Genomic DNA, 20953 nt, shown 5'->3' with positions numbered 1-20953 from the left:
CTAGTCGGTGGACGAAGTCGTCTGGTTGGCCGCGCCGGTTGCGAGGGCCCTGCCAGCGGCCCAGAGGAACGGCACCGGGTTCTCGATCGCTGCCGCCGTGCTGCCAGCGAGTTCGGTGAGCGACACCCACGCTGCGAAATCGTCGGGGTCAGCATCCACACTGCCGGCGACCAGCAGGGCGAAGGCATCTGCAGCGCGCGCGAGACCGAGTACGTACGACGGGACCTTGCCGTCGGCGGACTGGCCATCGAAACGACCTTCACCCGTGATCACCACGTCGGCGAGCTCGATCTCGGCGGGGAGCCCCATCGCTTCGCCGACGGCGACGGCACCGGGCCGGATGCTCGCTCCCCACAGTGCCAGGCCGAAACCCGTTCCTCCGGCCGCACCCGCGCCGGGGGTATGCGCGCCGGGCACGCTGAGCACTCGCTCCAGAACGACGAGTGCGTCTTCGAGGTCTGCGACGGTGGCGGCGTCTGCACCCTTCTGCGGCCCGAAGACGGCGGCCGCGCCACGATCACCGATCAGTGGATTCGTGACGTCGGTGATGACTTCTGCACCGCCCTGCGGCAGCGTTCGAAGGGCGGCCAGGTCGACGGAATGGAGATCGCGGAGGCCTGTCGCTCCGTCTGCGATGGGCTGTCCGGCTGCGTCGAGGAAGCGGGCACCCAGGGCAGTGAGTGCGCCCACTCCGCCATCGGTGGAGGAGCTACCACCGATGGCGAGCAGAAGTTGGTCGACGCCGTGGTCGAGCGCGGCGCAGATGGCCTCGCCGAAGCCACGGGTATGGGCATCCATCGGCCTGAGCTCCCCGAGGAGGGTGATGCCGCTGGTGTTCGCGAGTTCGACGACGGCGGTGCCGCCGCGCGCTGAGCCTTCGGAGTGGCGTTCGGCGTCGGCCGGGGGGAGCCAGAGCCACTCGGCGTCGACGGGCCTGTCGTCCGGGCCGGTCACGGTCACCGGGATGCGCACGGCACCGGGGGCGGCCAGTGCAAAGGCGTCGATGGTGCCCTCGCCGCCGTCAGCCATGGGTCGAAGCATCACGGTGTCTGCGGGGCGCGCTTCGCTCCAGCCCCCGCCGATCGCAGCGGCAACCTCCGCGGCAGTGGCGCTGCCCTTGAAGGAGTCGGGGGTGACGACGACCGTCAGGGAGGGGCTCATGTCTTCAGTCTGCCGCACTGTGGCGAGGGTGTCAGTGGTCGCTGGGTGAATATTTGTCAGTTACTGCCTTAGTGAGTTATATTCATGATTTGTGGTGCTGACCAGTACTCGACCTCCGCCATTCCGAAAGCAGGACCCATGCCTCGCCCATTCCGTCACCCCCGCGCGAACCGTTCTCTCGGTCTCGCGATCGCCTCGATTGCATTCGGAGCGGCGATGGCGGGCGGTGGCTCCCTTTCGGCGGCCGCTGCCCCCCTCGACGATTCGGCATATCATGCGTCTCACGTCTCGCAGTCGCGATTCCTGACGGCCACGCCGTTCGATGTGAAGCTCTCGGGCGGCATACCGGATTTCGGATACCGCAAGCAGGGAACAACCACAACGCAGTCCTTCACCATCCTGAACACGGGCGACAACGACATCACGATCGACCCCGCCGCACTGACTACGCTGACGTCACCGTTCACAGCCGGGAGCATCGGGTTCACCGCCGCAACGATCCTTCCCCACAACAGCACCGCCGCATTCAATGTCGCTTTCACGGCGCCTGCTGCCGGAACAAGCGTGACGGAACCCGTCGTTCTCACAGCTACAGACCGCACCGACGGTTCGACCAAGACCCTGACGATCATCTTTGTGGGCCGATCGATCGCGACGGACCCCGTTCACTTCGCGGTTGGAACGAATGCCGGCGGCAGTATCGAGTTCGGCAGCCTCGCAGCCGGCGGCTCAACAGAACAGACCGTCAGCCTGTTCATCGACGGCGTTGTTCCGATCGCGTTCGACAACAACGACATCACTGTCACCGATTCTGCGGGGAATCCTTCTTCGAACGTCACCCTCAGCGGTTCGTCGTTCGGCGGGGTGGGCACAACCTACAGGCCAGGGCAGACCGCGACGTTCTCCCTGGCATTCGCACCCACGGCCGCCGGCACGTTCAGCGGCAACGTGCACATCGTCGGCCACCAGATCAGCATCGACCCCGAGCAGCCGAACGCCATCGAGAACGTGCCCTTCACGGGCATCGCCACGGTAGCCGTACCCACACCGACACCCACGCCCACTCCGACGTCAACACCGACCTCAACCTCGACGCCCACGCCTACCAGCTCGGCCACCCCGTCGCCAGGCACCGGGGGCTCCGGGGCATCGGGAACCACGGGCAGTACGACCGGCACCAGCTCGAAGGTTTCGAGTCACCAGCTTGCGAGCACCGGGTTCAACCCCGGCGTCGCCCTCCTCATCGGTGCGCTCGTGGTCGTGCTCGGCTCAGCCGCCGCTACCTTCGGCCTCTCCCGCCGCCGCTCCTCGCGTTCCTGAATCCCCGGGGGAGCAGACAAAAGAACGGACTGTCAGACTCTCGCGGGTCTGGCAGTCCGTTCTTTCGTGAAACCGCTGTGATGCCGCCATGCCGAAATGTGGCTGGCGAAGCGAGTCAATTCGGCGCAGCAGACTCGAAATCCCCCGAAACGACGTAAGGATCGCGCCCGACAGAACCTAGAAGTCCCAGTCCTCGTCTTCGGTGTTGACGGCCTTGCCGATGACGTACGACGAACCACTGCCCGAGAAGAAGTCGTGGTTCTCGTCAGCATTCGGCGAGAGGGCCGAGAGGATGGCCGGGTTCACATCGGTGACGCTCTTCGGGAACATCGGCTCGTAACCGAGGTTCATGAGGGCCTTGTTGGCGTTGTAGTGCAGGAACTTCTTGACGTCTTCGGTCAGACCGACCTCGTCATAGAGATCTTGAGTGTACTGCGCCTCGTTCTCGTAGAGGTCGTAGACGAGAGAGAACGTGAAGTCCTTGATCTCGTCGCGCTTCGCCTGGTCGACCCGCTCGAGCCCACGCTGGAACTTGTAGCCGATGTAGTAGCCGTGCACCGCTTCGTCCCGAATGATGAGGCGGATCAGGTCTGCTGTGTTCGTCAGCTTCGCGCGGGACGACCAGTACATCGGCAGGTAGAACCCCGAGTAGAAGAGGAACGACTCGAGCAGGGTCGACGCGACCTTGCGCTTCAACGGGTCATTGCCGCGATAGTCGTCGAGAACGATGTCGGCCTTCTTCTGAAGGTTCGGGTTCTCGGTCGACCAGCGGAACGCCTCGTCGATGTCTTTGGTGTTCGACAGCGTCGAGAAGATCGACGAGTACGACTTCGCATGCACCGACTCCATGAAGGCGATGTTCGTGTACACCGCTTCTTCGTGCGGCGTGATCGCGTCAGGAATGAGGCTGACCGCACCGACAGTGCCCTGGATTGTGTCGAGCAGCGTCAGCCCTGTGAACACACGCATCGTCAGCTGCTGTTCGGCGGGAGTCAGGGTGTTCCACGACTGCACATCGTTCGAGAGCGGCACCTTCTCGGGCAACCAGAAGTTGTTGACGAGCCTGTTCCACACCTCGACGTCTTTGTCGTCTTGGATTCTGTTCCAGTTGATGGCCTGCACATTGTTGGCAAGTCTGAGCTTCTCAGCCACGTTCTCTTCTTCTCTTCTACTTGCGGTTGAAAGGGGAATCGGTCATTGGACATGTCACCGGGCACAGTGAACGGATCGCTCGCGATCCGTTACAAAGCACAACTGACGCAGCCCTCGACCTCGGTGCCCTCGAGAGCCATCTGGCGCAGACGAATGTAGTAGATCGTCTTGATGCCCTTCTTCCACGCATAGATCTGTGCGCGGTTGATGTCGCGGGTCGTCGCGGTGTCTTTGAAGAACAGGGTCAGGGAGAGGCCCTGGTCGACGTGCTGGGTCGCAGCGGCATACGTGTCGATGACCTTCTCGTAGCCGATCTCGTACGCGTCCTGGTAGTACTCGAGGTTATCGTTCGTCAGGAACGCAGCAGGGTAGTAGACGCGACCGATCTTGCCCTCTTTGCGGATCTCGATCTTCGACGCGATCGGGTGAATCGAGGCCGTCGAGTTGTTGATGTAGGAGATCGAGCCGGTCGGGGGCACCGCCTGCAGGTTCTGGTTGTAGATACCGTGGGCCTGCACCGACGTCTTCAGCTCTTCCCAGTCGGCCTGCGTCGGAATGTGGATCGAAGCGTTGTCAAAGAGCGACGCGACCTTCACCGTGGCCGGAGCCCAGACCGCTGAGGTGTACTTGTCGAAGAACTCACCCGACGCGTACGTCGAGTCGGCGAAACCGTCGAAGACCTCACCGCGCTCGATCGCGATGCGGTTCGAAGCACGCAACGCGTGGAACAGCACGGTGTAGAAGTAGATGTTGGTGAAGTCGATGCCCTCTTCGCTGCCGTAGAAGACACGTTCACGAGCGAGGTACCCGTGCAGGTTCATCTGGCCGAGACCGATGGCGTGCGAGCGGTCGTTGCCCGACTCGATCGAGCGCACTGACGAGATGTGGCTCTGGTTCGAAACCGAGGTGAGACCGCGGATGGCCGTCTCGACCGTGAGGCCGAAGTCGGGCGAATCCATCGTGCGCGCAATATTCAGTGAGCCGAGGTTGCACGAGATGTCTTTGCCGATGTGGTCGTACGAAAGGTCTTCGTTGTAGCTCGTCGGGGTGTTGACCTGCAGGATCTCAGAGCAGAGGTTCGACATGTTGATGCGACCCTTGATGGGGTTCGCCTTGTTGACGGTGTCTTCGTACATGATGTACGGGTAGCCCGACTCGAACTGGATCTCGGCGAGGGTCTGGAAGAACTCCCGCGCCTTGATCTTCGACTTGCGGATGCGCGGGTCATCGACCATCTCGCGGTACTTCTCGGTCACCGAGATGTCGCCGAACGGCACACCGTAGACGCGCTCGACGTCGTACGGCGAGAAGAGGTACATGTCTTCGTCGTTCTTCGCGAGCTCGAAGGTGATGTCGGGCACGACGACGCCGAGCGACAGCGTCTTGATGCGGATCTTCTCGTCAGCGTTCTCACGCTTGGTGTCGAGGAAGCGCAGGATGTCGGGGTGGTGTGCCGAGAGGTACACAGCACCTGCACCCTGGCGGGCACCGAGCTGGTTGGCGTAGCTGAAGGAGTCTTCGAGCAGCTTCATCACGGGAATGATGCCCGACGACTGGTTCTCGATCTGCTTGATCGGGGCTCCGGCTTCACGGATGTTCGACAGCAGCAGCGCGACCCCGCCGCCGCGCTTGGACAACTGCAGCGAGGAGTTGATCGCCCGGGAGATCGATTCCATGTTGTCTTCGATGCGCAGAAGGAAGCAGGATACGAGCTCTCCGCGCTGGGCCTTGCCAGTGTTGAGGAAGGTCGGCGTTGCGGGCTGGAAGCGACCGCCGATGATCTCTTCGACGAGGTTGATCGCGAGGGCCTCATCGCCGTCGGCCAGACCGAGGGCTGTCATCACGACGCGGTCTTCGAATCTCTCGAGGTAGCGCTTGCCGTCGAACGTCTTCAGCGTGTACGAGGTGTAGTACTTGAACGCCCCGAGGAAGGTCTCGAAGCGGAACTTCTTCGAGTACGCGAGGTCGTTGAGCTTCTGGATGAACTCGAACGAGTACTGGTCGAGCACTGCCTGCTCGTAGTACTCCTTCTCGACCAGGTAGTCCAGACGCTCCTTCAGGTTGTGGAAGAAGACGGTGTTCTGGTTGACGTGCTGCAGGAAGTACTGCTTCGCCGCCTCTTTGTCTTTGTCGAACTGAATCTTGCCGTCGGCGTCGTAGAGATTCAGCATCGCGTTCAGCGAGTGATAGTCGAGCGCCGACACCGCTGCGGGCGCCTCGATCAGTGTGCTTTCCAAAATTCTTCCAATCCTGTGGTGACGGCCTCGAGGTCGTCAGGGGTACCGAATACTTCAAAGCGATAGAGGGCGGGCACCTTGCACTTCTGTGCAACGATGTCGCCTGCGAGGCCGTACGCCTCACCGAAGTTCGTGTTGCCGGCAGCGATCACACCTCTGATCAGCGACCGATTGTGAGCGTCGTTGAGAAAGTGGATGACCTGCTTGGGTACTGCTCCCCCGGTTGACCCGCCGCCATAGGTCGGCAGCACGAGAACGTAAGGCTCATCGACGCTCAGAGCCGGGTCTTTGGCGTAGATCGGGATTCGGTGAGCGGGTTTCCCCAGCCGCTCGATGAACCGGTGAGTGTTTCCTGAGACGCTGGAGAAATAGACGAGGTTCGTCATCGCTCAACGGCCTCTCTGGGATCCCCGGCGCCTGGCAGGGGCAGGCGCCTCATTTGTTCAGGCTACGCGAGCAGCCAGTTCAGCGATCTTGTCGGGGCGGAAGCCCGACCAGTGGTCGTCGTCGGTGATGACGACGGGAGCCTGGAGGTAGCCCAGCTCCTTGACGGCGGCGAGGGCCTTCTCGTCAACCGAGACGTCGAAGATCTCGAATTCGAGACCCTTGTTCTCGAGGGCGCGATAGGTTGCGGTGCACTGTACGCAGGAGGGCTTCGTGTAGACCGTAATTGCCATGGAATCGGCGCCTTTCTCATAAATCCGGTGACGGGAGTTCAACACTACATCTAGTTGTCAGCTTCTGAACAGACCCCTAGATGAAGTAGTTACACGCGTGTAATTATCCACAGGAATCGTAGAGTTTCCACACCTATTCAACAAGCATTGCGCACAGGTAATTCCGCGGAAACACGCCCGACTGAAGCCACCTGTGGATAACCTCGAGCTCCTGCTCTGAGGATAACTTTTGCCACTGACATTGCGACCTCTTGGGCGTGTCGCATTCGAGCCAACCGAGGCGTCAGCTTCTGGCGCGACCGGCCAGAGTCAAGGCGAACACCGCGAGCACACCCGACAGCACGAAGCACCCGGTGAACCCGAGTGACACGAAGATGGCTGCCGTCAGCGCGAGGGCGATCGCAGCCCCCGTCGAGTCCGAGATCGAGAGCGCCGAGGAGTTGAACCCCTCGTTCGACGGCGTTGAGAGCCGCAGCATCGCCACCGACAGCCGCGGGTACATCGCCCCCATGCCCGCACCGGCGAAGAGCCAGCCGACAATGGCGATGGCCGGCGGCAGACCCCAGACCGAGCATCCGATGACCGCCAGTACGGCGAGCAGCACCAACCCGATTCCGAGCCGGATGCTCGCCACGTCGCTGATGCGCTCCGAGTACTTGCCCTGCGCCCACGAGGCGCCAGCCCACGACACTCCCGCAACTGACAGTGCTAGCCCCGCGACGGCCGGCGTGAGCCCGTACTGGCTCGTGAAGAAGTACGGCAAGTACGTCTCCGTCGCGAAGTAGGCGCCGGCAACCAGTCCGCGGAGAACGATGATGGTGGGGAGCCCGGCCGCAGCACGGAGCGCCCCGGGCGGCAGCAGCGGTCGCAATGCCACGATCGCCACCACGACGGCAATGACAGCGACAACCCACACGAGAGGCCCACTCACCTGGCCAGCAAGGCTCGCGGAGAGCACTGCAGCGGCCGCCACGAGCGACCAGAGTATGCGCGAGACCTTCCACGGCTCGTCGGTGACGACGGTGGGGAACTGCCCCATCACCGGCACCACCATGGCGAGGGCCAGAACAACCAGAACGACGACGCCGAGGAAGACCCACCGCCAGCCGACGGTCTGTGCGACGATGCCGCCGATCAGCGGGCCCACCAGCGACGGCACGACCCACGCCGCAGCGAAGGCGGCGAACACCTTCGGGTGCAACCGCGTCGGGAAGACCCGGGCGACGAGCACGAACAGCGCAACCGTCATGCCGCCCCCACCCAGGCCTGAGATCAGGCGGCCGATGACGAGTACCGGCATGGAGTACGCGAGACCGGCGATCACCAGCCCACCGCCGAAGCACGCAACCGAGGTGTAGAGCGCCCGCTTGGAGCCTGCGCGGTCAGACCAGTTGCCGGCCACGACCATGCCCACGACGCCGATTGCGAGCGGGCCGGAGAAGGCGAGGGCGTAGAGCGAGGCCCCGTCGAGCTCGGCACTGATCGTCGGCATCACCGTGGTCACGGCGAGCGCCTCGAACGCTGAGAGCAGGATGAGCGTGAGCATGCCGACGGTCACCCAGCGGACCTGCCGCCCGAAGATGCCCTGCTCGGCTTCTTCGGTGTCGCGGGTCACACGTTCGAGCCTAACCCTCCGTTCGAGCATCCACAGTGGCGAAGGCTCGAACCGGGAATGTACCGAAGCCGGCGACCTTGGGAGGCACCGCCGTGAATCGCGCACCGCGGAAGGGCAGCCCCCCGAGGTTCGTGAGGTGTTCGACGACATGGATGCCCGCATCCAGCAGCAGCGAATGTGCCGGCCGCGCTCCCGTACCCTCGGTGTTGTCGATGTTGAGCGAATCGATGCCGACGAGTGCGACCCCGCGCTCGACCAGCGTGCGCGCCCCGTCTTCGGTGAGGTACGGGGCACCCAGGAGGTATTCGGGAGTGGCGAAGTGGGCGTCCCACCCGGTGCTGAGCAGCACAGCGGTGCCGCGCAGGTCTTCAGTGCCGAACGCGTCGGCGGTGATGCCCCGGCCGTCGAAACCCGGCTCCGACTGGTCTTCGGGCGACGGGCCGGCGGTGGGCGTGCCGGCGACTCCTGGAAACTGGAACACGACCGCGGGCAGCTCTGCGAGGGTCTCGAGCGCAAGCGTCGACAGGTCGCCGCCACCCTCGTAGCGGTGGAACGGGCTGTCGAGGTACGTGCCGGTGTTGCCGATCATCCGGATGATGTCCATGCGGAATTCGGTGCCGGGAGCGTAGTGCGACCGCGAGTCCTCGCGGGTGAGGTGCGGCTCGAACGTCGGCACGGGCAGACCGGGGTAGGTCACAAGCCCTTCGGTGATCGTGTGGCTGAGGTCGACGAACTGCCGTGACATGGTGCCTTCGCTTTCTGGCTCGCGGGGAGTGTGGCTGGGCGGTGCGGGCAGCATGCGCCACTGCTTCCACGCTAGCGGTGCCCAGCGGTGACCCACCACCGATCCTGTGCCGGCGATCGTCAGCGGGCTGCCGGCGATTTCACCGATCGAGGGCGATAATGGCGTTCATGGTGATCAGACGCGGATACGACCGGCTCGTCAATCTGAGCGATGCCGTCATTGCGATCGCGGTGACGCTGCTCATCCTGCCGCTCGCCGATTCGGCAGGCAACCTCGGCTCTGCCACCCCGGCGGAGTTCCTGCAGGAGAACTCGCAACAGCTTTTTCTCTTCGTTCTGAGCTTCGCGGTGATCGCGCGGTTCTGGCTGATCCATCACCAGCTGTACCGGTCGATCGACGGATACACGATCCCCCTGGTGTGGCTGAACTTCCTGTGGTTGCTGACCATCGTGTTCCTGCCCTTTCCGACAGAGCTGCTCGGCCAGGGCAACGCGGCCACGAGCCCGCTCACTTCGGGCCTCTACATCGGCACGATGCTCGTGACGAGCCTGTCGGGCCTCGCCCAGCAGGTGCTGATCGTGCGCACCCCCGAGCTGCAGCTCGAGAGCGTGCGCGGCACCCTGAGCCTGGTCGGGGCCGTCGTCCCGTCGATCACGATGGTCATCGCGTTCGTTCTCGCCGTCACCGTGCCGGGCGTCGGCGTCTGGGGCCTGCTCCTGCTCGTGCCGACCGGTTTCATCGAGGGCAGGATCATCAGCCACCGCGCATCCCGCCGCGCCGCCGCGTCGGGCCGAGCGCCCAGCTGAACCCGGCCCGCGCGCCCACGTCCTTCCCCCGCCAGCCCTTCGGTGCGGCGAAACGTCCCCAAATGAACCCACGAAGGGACGTTTTCGCGCACCCAAGTCGTCTCAGGTGCGGAAGAAGCGGGGGCGCGCGCCACTCAGAGCCCCCGTGACACAAAGACGCGACGCGCCCCTCCCGTTGGTGGGGAGGGGCGCGTCGCGTCAGTTCGGTTGGGCAGCTACGGCTACACGCCGGCGCTCTGCAGGTCGTCGATGAGGCGGTCGCCGGGAGCGGCGGGCACCATCGTGGCCTCGATGTCGGCGCGGCCGAGCAGTTCGTCCATGCGGCGGCGACGTGACTTCGAAATGAGCGTCACGACCGTGCCCTGCTTGCCGGCGCGGCCCGTACGGCCCGAGCGGTGCAGGTAGGTCTTGTACTCGTCGGGGGCGTCGGCCTGGATGACCAGGTTGATGTCGTCGACATGGATGCCACGTGCCGCGACATCGGTCGCTACGAGCACGTTGACCCGGCCACTCGTGAGCAGCTGGAGGTTGCGCGTACGGCGGGCCTGGTTGAGGTCACCGTGCAACGACGTCGACGGAATGCCGGCACCGTCGAGCTGGTCGGCGAGCTCCTCTGCGAACGCACGGGTGCGGGCGAAGATCAGCGTCTTACCCTCACCGGAGGCGAGCTGCTCGATGATCGCACGCTTGTCGCGCTGCTCGATGAGCAGAACGCGGTGGTCGATCGTCGAAGAAGCCTGGTCTTCACCAGCGACTTCGTGCACGGCCGGCTCGACGAGGAACTCATTGACGAGCTGGGCGACGCCCTTGTCGAGGGTCGCGGAGAAGAGCAGTTTCTGGCTCTTCGGCGAGGTCAGGCGCAGGATGCGCTGCACGGGCTCGAGGAACCCGAGGTCGCACATGTGGTCTGCCTCGTCGAGAACGACGATCTTGACCTGCGAGAGGTCGAGTCGACCCTGCTCGACGAGGTCTTCGAGGCGGCCGGGGGTCGCGATGATGATGTCGGTTCCGCGCTGCAGGGCTGAGACCTGCTTGTACTGCGGCACCCCACCGAAGATCGGCGTGGTGAACAGGCCGACCGAGCGGGCGATGGGCTGCACGGTGCGGTCGATCTGCATCGCGAGCTCACGCGTCGGGGCGAGAATCAGGGCGCGAGGGAGGCGGCCGGGCTTGCGACCCTTGGCTCCGTCGTTCTCCATGAGGCGCTCGACGAGAGGAGCGCCGAAGGCGATCGTCTTGCCGGAGCCGGTCTTGCCGCGACCGAGAACGTCCTTGCCGGCGAGAACGTCGGGGATGGTCGCCGCCTGGATCGGGAACGGGCTCGGGGCACCCATTGCAGCGAGCTGGCGGGTGATGTTGTCACCCAGGCCGAGGTCGCCGAACGTCTTGTCGACGACGTCGGATGCGGTGGTCACTTCGGCTTCGAGACGCTCGAGGACAACATCATCCTGCGCACCGAATCGGCCTGCTGCTGCGGTGCCTGCACCGTCGCTGTAGCCGTTGTTCTCGCGCTTCGGGTAGAAGTCGCTGCCACGGCTGGCGCGGTCGGTGTTGGAGTCGCGGCGGTCATCGAACGAGCGCGCGGGGCGGTCGCTCGAGGTGCGGGCCGGGCGGTCACCGTACGAGGGACGCTCGGTGCGAGCGGCTCCGCGGTCACCGTACGACGGGCGGTCACTGGAGGTGCGCTCAGGGCGGTCACCGTAGCTGGGACGCTCGGTGCGAGCCGGGCGGTCACCGTAGCTGGGACGCTCGGTGCGTGGGGGGCGGTCGCCGTATGACGGGCGGTCGCTCGAGGTGCGAGCCGGGCGGTCACCGTACGAAGGGCGCTCGGTGCGAGCGGCTCCGCGGTCACCGTAAGAGGGGCGCTCGCTCGAGGTGCGCTCGGGGCGGTCACCGTAGGAGGGGCGACCGGTGGATGCTCCACGGTCACCGTACGACGGGCGACCCGTCGAAGCTCCACGGTCGGAGCTGGAGTTGCGGTCGCCGTAGGAGGGTCGCTCTGAACGGCCAGCGCCGGAAGCGTTGCGGTCACCGTAGGAGGGGCGACCGGTGGATGCTCCACGGTCACCGTACGACGGGCGACCCGTCGAAGCTCCACGGTCGGAGCTGGAGTTGCGGTCGCCGTACGACGGGCGGTCGTTGCTGCGCGCCGGGCGGTCACCGTAGGAGGGACGCTCGGAGCGGCCTGCTCCCGAAGAGTTGCGGTCACCGTAGGAGGGGCGACCGGTGGATGCTCCACGGTCACCGTACGACGGACGGCCGGTTGATGCTCCGCGGTCGCCGTACGACGGGCGCTCCGAACGGGCACCACGGTCGCTGTAGTTGCTCTCGCGGGTGGGGGTCGCCGCGCGCGGCTCCCAGTTGGGGCGCTCACCACGGTTGGTGGGAGCGGCTCCGCGTGTGGCGCGCTCGTCTGCGTTCCAGCGGGCCTTCTTCGGGGCTCCTGCTTCGGCAGGCTTGTAGCCTCTGTGGCCGGCGCTGCGTGCACCAGCAGATGAGCCGCCTGTGCTGGGGCTCTTGGAGTACTTGTTGCCGCCTGTGGCGGGCTTCTTTGAGTAATCGGGCATGGTTCTTTCCGGGTTTTTTCATTTGCATGGCAAAGCGGTCAATACATTTGCGATTGACTTTTGCTGAACCCGGGCAGTCTTTGGCCGGGGCCGTTTCACATACGTGATTGTTCGAGCCTCCGCGTGCGTCCATTCACACGAAAACGAGAAACCGGCCCACCTGACTTACAAACCCATCCGCGCACGACGCGCGGTGTCAAGAGCCGACTTGCCTACGTTACACGAGACTGGGCAGAAGTGCACTAGTCCTGCACAGATTTTCCTGTACACGTGTTCCCGCACACATCCACCTGCCGCGAGATTCCTGCCCAGATCTGCTCAGACGGAACTACCCAGCCGGAACTACCCTCCGAAATTCCAGTGACAGAGAACGTCAGGTCGCAAGGCCCGGCTTCGGCAACCCGGCCCGCGGCGAATGGGTGACGGCCGCAGGGGCGTCGCCACTGTCATCCGTGCCTGTGTCCGTGTCGATGTCGCCGTGTACGCCCGGGTTCGACCGCCGACCCCTGGCCCCCACCAGCAACCAGCCTGTGCGAACGGGGCTGCGCCTTCTCGCGAGCGCGGCGCCGGCCAGCACCAGGCTGACCAGCAGCATCAGTGCGAGCACAACGACGCTCGACCAGATCGGCCCTGCAGCACCGCCCGTGAGGATCCCCTGGATTCCCGAGACGGCGTAGCTGAGAGGTGAGATCGTGCTGATGAACTGGAATGGCCCGCTCAGAATCTGCGCCGGATACACACCAGCCGTCGAGGCGAACTGCACCGCGAACAGAATCAGCGAGATGATCGACCCGACCCGCCCGAACGCCGTCGTCAGCAGCTGGTGGAAGGCCGTGAACGCCAGCGCGACGAGAAGCGAGAACCCGAAGGTCGCCGGCAGCGAGCCCCACCCCGCACCCAGGCTGAGGTGCAGATACGCCACGACGAGCACGACCTGCGCGACTGCCAGAGCGGATGCCCGGCCGAACATGCGCGACACGAGCCTCGCCGTCGAGGCCGAGCTCGCGAGCACCGCCGAACTCAGCGGCCGCAGAAAGAGGAACACCGCCAGTGCGCCGATCCAGAGCCCCGCCGGGATGACCAGAATGGCGATCACCGATGCGATGCCACCGCCGCCGTGCTGCACGCTGACGTTCACCGCGATGGGGTCGGCCGCGACCGCCGCCGCAGCGGCAGGGTCAGCTGCCGTGTTCTTGGCCAGCGCATCTGCGCCGCTCTGGAGCCCCGTCTGCAGCTGGGTCGAGCCAGTGACGAGCTGTGCCGAGCCGTCCGCTGACTGTTGCACGCCCGTGGCAAGTGCTCCGAGCCCATCGGCGAGCGCCGCGGTTCCCGAGCTCAACCCTGCCGAGCCGGCCGACAGCTTCGACGCCCCCGACGCGAGCTGGCCGATGCCGGATTGCAGGGCATCCAGACCTGAGGTCGTCTTCTGCGAGAGCGTCGTGCCGCTCGCGGAAGCCTGGCTGAGGCCGCCGGCGAGCCCCAGATAACCCAGGAGGATCTTCTGTTTCTGTTCATCGGGCAGCGTCGACGTTGCGACAAGTGCCTGGATGCCCGGCTCGAGGTCGGCGGCACCCTTCGAGAGGCTGCTCACCCCCTGGGTGTAGCTCGCGACGCCGTCCGAGAGCTGGGAGAGCCCGCCGGCGCTCGAGTTCAGCGAGGAGATACCCCCGGCGAGCGAGTCGACGCCGTCGGTGTAGGCCGTGACACCCGAGCTGAGCGTAGCGGCACCGGTAGCCGAACTCGACGCACCGGAGGCGAGCTGGTTCAGGCCGTCGGTCAGCGACGACTGCCCGCTCGCGACCTTGCCTGCGCCATCGGCGGCGGTCGTGAGCTGGGTACCGATCGTGCCGAAGCTGCTGAGCACTCCGCTCATCACCTGCGTGGTGATCGTCTGGCCGAAGCCTGCTTTGATCGCGGACGCGACTGTGCTCGCAACCACGCCGGCGAGGTAGCCGTGCGAGTTGTCGGTGGCGATGTCGATGGAGCCCTGAACCGGGTTCGGGGTGCCCTGCGTGCTGATCTGCTGGGAGAAGTTCTCGGGGATGGTGAGTACGGCGAAATAGGTGCCGTCGGCGAGACCCTTGGCGGCATCGGCCGAGTTCGTGACGTTCCAGTCGAAGCCGGTCGACGAGGGGCCAGTGAGTTCGGTGACGAGCCCTCGGCCGGCGTAGACCGTCGACTGGGTGCCGTCGGCTGCGGTCGTGGTGATGAGCTTGTCATTGTTGACCACGGCGGCGGGAACCTTGCTCAGGTTGTCTGCCACGTTCGAGAAGGCGCTCGAGAACAGCCCGTTCGCCGCCAGCGGGATGGCGATCACGGCCAGGGCCGCGATCGCGAACCACCAGGCACGCCTGCGGCGATACTGGCGGGCTGGCGACTCGTGCGAACCGACCGCGGGCGCTTTCGGCGTGCCGGTGGGTGACGAGTGTGACGTCATCGGAGTGATCCTTCCTGCTGGGCAGGCTGTAACAGGTGAAGAACAACGACCGGGCGCGCGTCGGCGCTGGCCGGGTCGGCGTGGGCCGGGTGTTCGGCATGGTGCTCGAGGGTCGCGCTCGCGGGTGAGGCCGCGGCGGTCGGCAGCCCGAGCACGAGCGTCTGCCCCACCGGCACGAGCGCCGTGAGTGCGTCGAGGAACTCTCTCGCATCGTCGATGGGTGACCCGGTGTCACCCGCGTCGACGACGAGAACGCCTGAACCGTCGGCAAGGCCGAGCGAGGTGAGAACGAGGGATGATCCGAGCGGTGTCAGCTCGCCCAGTGCTGTGGAGCCACCGATCTGGCGCTCCGAACCGACCGTGCGCAGGGCCCGGTTGATCGCGTCGATGCGGTCGTCGATCGCGTCAGCTGATACGAATGGCCGGTACCAGGGCCTGGCGATGCTGAGCCGTTCCCGCAAAGCGGAACTGACGGTGGTCTCGGCGTCGGGCCGGGTCGACGAGAGGTCTACCAGTGACACCCGGCGACTCACCGCTCCCGATTCGGAGGGCAATGTGTACTGGAGCACCTGAACCTCGCCCGAAAGCGGCTTGATGCGCCCAGCGAGGGTGGCACCGAAGAGACGGCGCGAAATCGTGTCGCCCAGCACCACAAGCGTGCTGCCGCTGGGCACAGAGACCGTGATCGGTCGTTCAACACCGTCGATCCGCAGGTTCTCGGCCGTGATGGCGTCATCGGTGTGCGGAGCCGCCCACTCGCGGCTGGCTATGTGGTCGCGCAGGCCTTCGCCCTCGACATCCACGTTCGGAAGCAGTCGCGCGATGCCCTTCGGCAGCTTCCACGCCGAATCACCGAGCAGTGTCATCACGGCGGGCACCAGCGTCATGCGCACCAGGAAGGCGTCGACAAAGACTCCCACGGCGAGCGCGAGCGCGATCTGTTTGATCGCCCCGGTCCCTTCGGGAACGAAGGCGAAGAAGACGAAGAACATGATGAGGGCGGCAGCGGTGACGACGCGCGCGCCGTGCACGAAGCCGACGCGAACGGATCGCCGGGCATCCCCCGTCTTGACGTACTCTTCGCGCATGCCGGAGACCAGGAACACCTGGTAGTCCATGGCGAGGCCGAAGAGGATGGCCATCATGAGGATGGGTAAGAAGCTGAGCAGAGGGCCTGTCGTATGCACATTGAGCAGGTTTGCTCCCCAGCCCCATTGGAAGACCGCCACTGACACCCCGAAGCTCGCACCGACTGACAGGAGGAAGCCTGCCGCTGCGCTGAGGGGAACCGCGAGCGAACGGAAGACCATCGCCAACAGCACGATCGAAAGACCGACGACCAGAATTCCGAACGGAAGAAGCGCCGCAGCGAGCAGGTTCGAGATGTCGATCGCCACCGCAGTCTGACCGGTGACGGCGATGGAGACGTTCAGGTCTTTCTGCAGTGTGGAGTTCAGGTTGCGAATATCTTGAACCACGACCTTCGTCTCCGGGGAGTCGGGGGCCTGGTCGGGAATAACCCGGAAGATCGCCGTGTCGAGCGTTGAGTCAGGGATGCCCTGGCTGACGTAGACGACGCCGTTCGCTGTTCTGAGCTCGTCGCCGATCTTGGTGAGCACGCCCTTGATGTCGGTCGACTGTGTGATGTCGGCGACGACGATGAGGGGCCCGTTGTAGCCGGGGCCGAAACCCTTTGCGATCAGGTCGTATGCCTGGCGGTTCGTGGTGTCGGCGGCTTGCTGGCCGGAGTTCGGCAGGTTGAGGTCGAGGCTGAACGCGGGGATGGCGGCCACTCCGACGAGGCCGACCACGGCGATGATGAAGACGATCGGTGCCTTCATCACGATGCCGACCCAGCGGGCGCCCATCGACCGGCTCACCGGCTTGGCGCTATTGAGTGCCGCTTTGGCGTCCCGTTTGGCCTGTCGGCCTCCGCTGGCGGGTTTGGCTCCGGCGCCTGGCGACTCGAGCGCTGGAATCGCGGTGGCTCCTGTCGCGGCACGGCCTTCAGAGCCGGTTTCGTGCCCAGATCGACCGTCGTCTTCGTGCTCGAGCGCTGCGATGGCGCGACGCTCGACCCGCGAGCCCCTCTTCGGCTTCAGCCGGAGCTTGGCCATGCCCATGATGGCCGGGAGAAGGGTCGCCGCAATGCAGACCGAGAGGAAGACCGCAACCGCAGCGGCAACACCCATGACACTGAGGAACGGAATGCCCACAACGAGGAGGCCGAGCAACGCGATGATGACTGTGGTTCCTGCGAAGACGACCGCGCTGCCCGCCGTCGCCACCGACTGCGCGGCTGACTCCTCGACTTCCATCCCCTGGGCGAGCTGCGTTCGATGGCGCGAGAGGATGAACAGGGCGTAGTCGATGCCGACGGCAAGCCCGATCATCACCGCGAGCAGTGGCGCTGTGCTCGACACCGTGGCGAATGCCGACACGGCGATGACTGCGCCGACGGAGATGCCCACGCCGAGAAGTGCCGAGATGAGCGGAAGACCGGCAGCGAGCAGTGAACCGAAGGTGAAGAACAGCACGATGGCCGCGAAGAGCACCCCGAGTCCCTCCGAGGGGCTGACAGCAGCGCCCGTCTGTTGGAAGATGTCGCCGCCGAACTCAACCCGCACACCGGCTTCGCTCGCCAGACTTCGCGTGGCGATGACCTCGTTGACCGTGTTGTCGGAGATCGACGAGGTCGGCCCGTCGAACTGCACGGTGGCGTAGGCGATCGTCTTGTCGGGCGCGATAGCGTTCGCCGCGTACTCGGAGTAGGGCGTGATCACCGAGGTGACGTGGGGAATCTTGGCGATCGCATCCGTGACCGCTGTGATCGCCGTCTGGTCTGCAGGGTCGGTGACGCTCTGGCCCTCTGGTACCTGGAAGACGACCTGCGCGCTGGCACCGGCAGCCGCGGGAAAGACCGCTGCGAGCTTGTCGATCGTCTGCTGGGACTCGGTGCCGGGAATCGTGAAGGTCTCCGACGTGGAACCGCCGAGCGCGATGCCGCCGCCGAGCACAGCCGCGAGGATGAGGAACCACCCGACGACGATCTGCCAGGAGTGCCTGTACGAAAAACGCCCGATGGCGTAGAGAAGCGTTGCCATTGCTGTGGCTCCTAGGTGAGGGAGAGGTCGCTTGCGAGAGGGACAAGCAATTCGGAGACCACGGCGATGAGGGCTTCTCTGACCTCGTCGAGCGGTTCGAGCGCGACAGCGTCACGCTCGGATGCAGAAGTAGCGAGAACATAGGCGGCACCCGCCAGGGCGACACCGAGCCTCACTCGCTGGGCAGTGGTGGGGAGTTCCGACATGAACGCATCGCTGAGGCGCGTGATGTACCGACGGGCATCATCCACGACAGGGATGCCCGCGAGCGACTGGCCCTGGTTGATGATGATGTGCGCCTCGAACCGGTACTCGAGGAGATAGTCGATGAACTCTTCGACGAAGGCCTGCCGTTGCTGCTCATCGGCGATCCTGCCCAGCGAGGTCTCGAGCAGAACACCGATCTTCTCCACTGCCGGCGCCAGCACGGCTTCGAGCAGAGCCTCCTTGGAGGCGAAGTGATACAGCACGCTCGACTTGGCGTAGCCGGCCGCATCGGCGATCTGCTGGAGGGACGCCCCGGAGTAACTCGTCTCCACGAACAGACGGAGCGCAACCGCGCGCAACTCCTCGGCGGGATCGCCGCGATGAGTGGGAGAGTTGGTCACCCGACAATGCTAGCTGACCGCTCGGTCAGCTTCTGCACGATCGGTCAGAAAAGCGGCTTCTTCCCAGCGTTTTCGCGGCTCGCTAGCCTGTCGGCGCTGGAGACGCCGGTGTTGGAGACCCAGGTGCCGGCGGCGGGCTCGGTTTCGGGGTCACGATGAGCCTGCCATTGCTGGTGAAGATGCTCACGTTCGACCCGCGGGTGACCCCGGCACCGGAGGGTGGGTCTGACCTCACGACCTGGCCCACTGGCTTGTCGGAATCGATCTGGCCTCCATCGACCACTTCGAATCCGGCATCGCTCAGCCGGCGGCTGGCATCGTCAGGTGACAGGCCAGACACCTCTGGCACGATCGAGGTTGCACCGTAGGTGAGACTGCGGGAGGGCGCAGGGAACGAGTCTCCGCCGTAGCCGTCGGCCAGATCGCCATAGAACTGTCTCCACATCAACAGTCGCGAGATTCCACTGCCGACAGGCCCACTCCCCGGCCCGTCGATTGTCGAGCGCCTGATCGATACGTGCCCGTCGATATTGCCGGTCCAGGCCGATGTGACCAGTTTTGAGGTGCCACCCACGAGCCAGACGTGCTCTTCGTTCGTTGCCGTTCCTGTCTTGCCGAAGTGGGGGGTTCCATCTCCCGGGTCGGCTCTGGTCGCCGTTCCATTGTCGATGACCCCTTTCATCGCGTACGTCGCAGCAACGGCGACATCGGCGTCGATGACCTGGGCACACGTGGACTTCGGGACCTCGACGGCTGCGCCCGCTGAATCGCTGATGCTCGCTATGGCGACGGGGTTGCAGTAGACCCCCTTGTTGACCACGCCGGCGTAGGCCGCGGCCATGGTGAGCGGAGCAATCTCATTGGAGCCGAGCACGTCGGCGATGTTCATCCCGAGCTCGTTCCCGTCTGCCCGGTGCACGCCGAGCGCCTTGGCGATGTTGCGGGTCTCGCACTGGTCGAGTTGCTGGGCCATCGCAATGAAGGCATTGTTCACGGATTCTTCGAACTGGGTCAGAACACTCGCGCGGCCACCGGCCTCTCCCGCATCGTTTCCGACTTTGTAGGTACCCCCTCCGTACCCTCCCGTGCACGAGTTCGTGAATTTCGACAAGGGAAAGTTCTGGTTGTTCGCCCCGTTGACGATGTCACCGAGCGAGTGCCCCGACTGCAGCCAGTTGATGAGGGTGAACAGCTTGTAGGTCGAACCCACGGGGAAGCCTGTGGAACCGCCGAAATCGACGTCGGTTGCGAAGTTGATCGACGTCGAATCCGGCCCGGCGTCGGGCACTTCGCTGAAGTTCTTGTTCTGTGCCATCGAGGTGATCCGGCCGGTGCCGGGCTCCACGGTGACGAGCGAACTGCCGAGATCGAGGCTGTTGCCGCTGTACGGAATGAAGTACTTGGTCGTCGAATCTGCCTGTTTCTGCAGGGCAAGATCGAGCGTCGTGTAGATCTTGTACCCGCCCGTCTTCAGCTTGTGCGCCCTGGCTTCGGGCGAGTCCCCGAAGACCGGGTCCTGTTCGATGATCTTCTTCACGTAGTCGCAGAAGAAGCCTGCACCCTCTGCCGCGGTCTGGCACCCGGTCGACGGAGGGGTGATGTGCGTCTCGATCGGTGTCGCCACGGCCTCGTCGAACTGCTGCTGGGTGATCGCGTGGGCCTTCAGCATCGACGGAAGCACGTCTTTGTCTCGCCTGAGCCGATTGTTCTCGGTGTGCTCTGCGTCGATGTCGAGCCGGAGGCCTTCCGGCTCGTTGACGATCGCAACCAGGCTGGCGGCCTGCGCCACACTGAGTGCCCCCGCGTCGACGCCGAAGTAGTACCGTGCGGCCGCCTGGATTCCGTAGATTCGACCACCGAACAGCGCGATATTCAGGTAGCCGAGCAGAATGTCGTCTTTAGAGTAGGTCCTCTCCAAGCCGATGGCGAGCTTCGCCTCCCTCAGTTTGCGGTTCGGGGTCTGGGCGGTCGCCTCGTCATAGGCCTTCTGTCGCTCGACAGGGTCTGCGATCGCCTCGGCTCGCTGCGACAGGATGTTCTTGACATACTGCTGCGAGATGGTGGATGCCCCGCTCGCGATGCCCTTCCTGAAGAAGTTGCCCAGCAGGGCCCGCGTCGTCGACTGCAGGTCGAGCGCACCGTGTTCGTAGAATCGCGGGTCTTCGGTCGACACGACGGCGTCTTTGACGTTCTGTGAGATGTCGTTCCAGCCCACCACCTGGCGATTCTGTTCGAAGAACGAGGCGAGCAGTACGTCGGAGCCATCGCTGTTCTTCGCGTAGATGCTCGACGTCTGCGAGAGCACATCGGGCTTGATGTAGTCGGGCAGGTTCTCGAAGACCGAGATCGTCGCATTCGCCCCCTGGCCGGCCACTGCGATCACGGGAGCCACCATCGAGGTCACCAACACACCGGCCACCACGCTGAAGAACACGATGCCGAGCATCGCGCGGATACCGGCACCTATTCTGTGAGAATTCATCATTCAAGCATACTTGACGATCGACGTTTCCTCATTTTTAAG

The 20953-nt window shown here is 64.7% G+C and carries 14 protein-coding genes; 2 read left to right on the top strand and 12 right to left on the bottom strand.

Features of this window, described 5'->3' with window-relative positions; translation table 11 throughout:
* Entirely contained in the window at nucleotides 1-1161 is a 1161-nt protein-coding gene (locus tag KPL76_RS05540; RefSeq protein WP_216335475.1) for a glycerate kinase, read from the bottom strand.
* Between the two features lie 138 nt (nucleotides 1162-1299).
* On the opposite strand from KPL76_RS05540, the gene KPL76_RS05535 reads away from it, so the two are divergent.
* Nucleotides 1300-2481, top strand: coding sequence for a hypothetical protein (locus KPL76_RS05535; RefSeq protein WP_216335474.1), 1182 nt, complete (start codon nucleotides 1300-1302; stop codon nucleotides 2479-2481).
* A 177-nt stretch (nucleotides 2482-2658) separates the two neighbouring features.
* On the opposite strand, the gene nrdF is transcribed toward KPL76_RS05535, so the two are convergent.
* The 6 genes from nrdF to KPL76_RS05505 form a co-directional block, all read right to left on the bottom strand.
* Nucleotides 2659-3633 carry a class 1b ribonucleoside-diphosphate reductase subunit beta gene (nrdF, locus tag KPL76_RS05530; RefSeq protein ID WP_205111029.1) on the bottom strand — a complete coding sequence of 325 codons (975 nt, stop codon included), beginning with the start codon at nucleotides 3631-3633 and terminating at the stop codon, nucleotides 2659-2661.
* Nucleotides 3634-3722: 89 nt separating this feature from the next.
* Complete coding sequence (gene nrdE, locus KPL76_RS05525) at nucleotides 3723-5870, bottom strand: class 1b ribonucleoside-diphosphate reductase subunit alpha (RefSeq protein ID WP_256438724.1); 2148 nt, start codon at nucleotides 5868-5870, stop codon at nucleotides 3723-3725.
* Nucleotides 5855-6256: a class Ib ribonucleoside-diphosphate reductase assembly flavoprotein NrdI gene (gene nrdI / locus KPL76_RS05520; RefSeq protein ID WP_205112107.1), complete on the bottom strand. Its 402-nt coding sequence runs from the start codon at nucleotides 6254-6256 to the stop codon at nucleotides 5855-5857. The genes nrdE and nrdI overlap by 16 nt, the downstream gene beginning before the upstream one ends.
* Before the next feature lie 57 nt (nucleotides 6257-6313).
* Nucleotides 6314-6547 (bottom strand): glutaredoxin-like protein NrdH, encoded by a 234-nt coding sequence (gene nrdH, locus KPL76_RS05515; RefSeq protein ID WP_188672494.1) that lies wholly within the window; start codon nucleotides 6545-6547, stop codon nucleotides 6314-6316.
* A 283-nt stretch (nucleotides 6548-6830) separates the two neighbouring features.
* Nucleotides 6831-8162, bottom strand: coding sequence for an MFS transporter (locus KPL76_RS05510; RefSeq protein WP_216335473.1), 1332 nt, complete (start codon nucleotides 8160-8162; stop codon nucleotides 6831-6833).
* 10 nt (nucleotides 8163-8172) lie between these two features.
* Nucleotides 8173-8907, bottom strand: coding sequence for a cyclase family protein (locus tag KPL76_RS05505; RefSeq protein ID WP_253202193.1), 735 nt, complete (start codon nucleotides 8905-8907; stop codon nucleotides 8173-8175).
* Nucleotides 8908-9074: 167 nt separating this feature from the next.
* Here KPL76_RS05505 and KPL76_RS05500 point away from each other — a divergent pair, with 167 nt between their 5' ends.
* On the top strand, nucleotides 9075-9713 hold the full coding sequence (locus tag KPL76_RS05500) for a TMEM175 family protein (RefSeq protein ID WP_216335471.1): 639 nt from the start codon (nucleotides 9075-9077) through the stop codon (nucleotides 9711-9713).
* Nucleotides 9714-9934: 221 nt separating this feature from the next.
* On the opposite strand, the gene KPL76_RS05495 is transcribed toward KPL76_RS05500, so the two are convergent.
* From KPL76_RS05495 to KPL76_RS05475, 5 genes are all read right to left on the bottom strand, one after another.
* The gene (locus tag KPL76_RS05495; protein WP_216335470.1) at nucleotides 9935-12280 is read right to left on the bottom strand and encodes a DEAD/DEAH box helicase; all 2346 of its coding nucleotides are present in this window, start codon (nucleotides 12278-12280) and stop codon (nucleotides 9935-9937) included.
* 373 nt (nucleotides 12281-12653) lie between these two features.
* A complete protein-coding gene (locus tag KPL76_RS05490) occupies nucleotides 12654-14717 on the bottom strand; it encodes a YhgE/Pip family protein (protein WP_216335469.1) in 2064 nt (687 codons plus the stop codon).
* Nucleotides 14714-17821 carry an MMPL family transporter gene (locus KPL76_RS05485; protein ID WP_216335468.1) on the bottom strand — a complete coding sequence of 1036 codons (3108 nt, stop codon included), beginning with the start codon at nucleotides 17819-17821 and terminating at the stop codon, nucleotides 14714-14716. The genes KPL76_RS05490 and KPL76_RS05485 overlap by 4 nt, the downstream gene beginning before the upstream one ends.
* A gap of 11 nt (nucleotides 17822-17832) precedes the next feature.
* Nucleotides 17833-18429: a TetR/AcrR family transcriptional regulator gene (locus KPL76_RS05480; RefSeq protein WP_216335467.1), complete on the bottom strand. Its 597-nt coding sequence runs from the start codon at nucleotides 18427-18429 to the stop codon at nucleotides 17833-17835.
* An 82-nt stretch (nucleotides 18430-18511) separates the two neighbouring features.
* Nucleotides 18512-20914 (bottom strand): transglycosylase domain-containing protein, encoded by a 2403-nt coding sequence (locus tag KPL76_RS05475; RefSeq protein WP_216335466.1) that lies wholly within the window; start codon nucleotides 20912-20914, stop codon nucleotides 18512-18514.
* Between the last annotated feature and the right edge of the window lie 39 nt (nucleotides 20915-20953).

Origin of the sequence: Subtercola sp. PAMC28395 (assembly GCF_018889995.1) — a bacterium.
Classification (GTDB): Bacteria; Actinomycetota; Actinomycetes; order Actinomycetales; family Microbacteriaceae; genus Subtercola.
The sequence above is the reverse complement of the archived record's forward strand: the minus strand, read 5'-3'. Positions and strand labels throughout refer to the sequence as shown.

Coding starts and splice junctions, on each gene's coding strand:
- KPL76_RS05500 (WP_216335471.1), top strand. CDS start 9,075: ATGGTGATCAGACGCGGATACGACCGGCTCGTCAATCTGAGCGATGCC.
- KPL76_RS05540 (WP_216335475.1), bottom strand. CDS start 1,161: ATGAGCCCCTCCCTGACGGTCGTCGTCACCCCCGACTCCTTCAAGGGC.
- KPL76_RS05495 (WP_216335470.1), bottom strand. CDS start 12,280: ATGCCCGATTACTCAAAGAAGCCCGCCACAGGCGGCAACAAGTACTCC.
- nrdI (WP_205112107.1), bottom strand. CDS start 6,256: ATGACGAACCTCGTCTATTTCTCCAGCGTCTCAGGAAACACTCACCGG.
- KPL76_RS05475 (WP_216335466.1), bottom strand. CDS start 20,914: ATGATGAATTCTCACAGAATAGGTGCCGGTATCCGCGCGATGCTCGGC.
- nrdH (WP_188672494.1), bottom strand. CDS start 6,547: ATGGCAATTACGGTCTACACGAAGCCCTCCTGCGTACAGTGCACCGCA.
- KPL76_RS05490 (WP_216335469.1), bottom strand. CDS start 14,717: ATGACGTCACACTCGTCACCCACCGGCACGCCGAAAGCGCCCGCGGTC.
- KPL76_RS05485 (WP_216335468.1), bottom strand. CDS start 17,821: ATGGCAACGCTTCTCTACGCCATCGGGCGTTTTTCGTACAGGCACTCC.
- KPL76_RS05535 (WP_216335474.1), top strand. CDS start 1,300: ATGCCTCGCCCATTCCGTCACCCCCGCGCGAACCGTTCTCTCGGTCTC.
- KPL76_RS05505 (WP_253202193.1), bottom strand. CDS start 8,907: ATGTCACGGCAGTTCGTCGACCTCAGCCACACGATCACCGAAGGGCTT.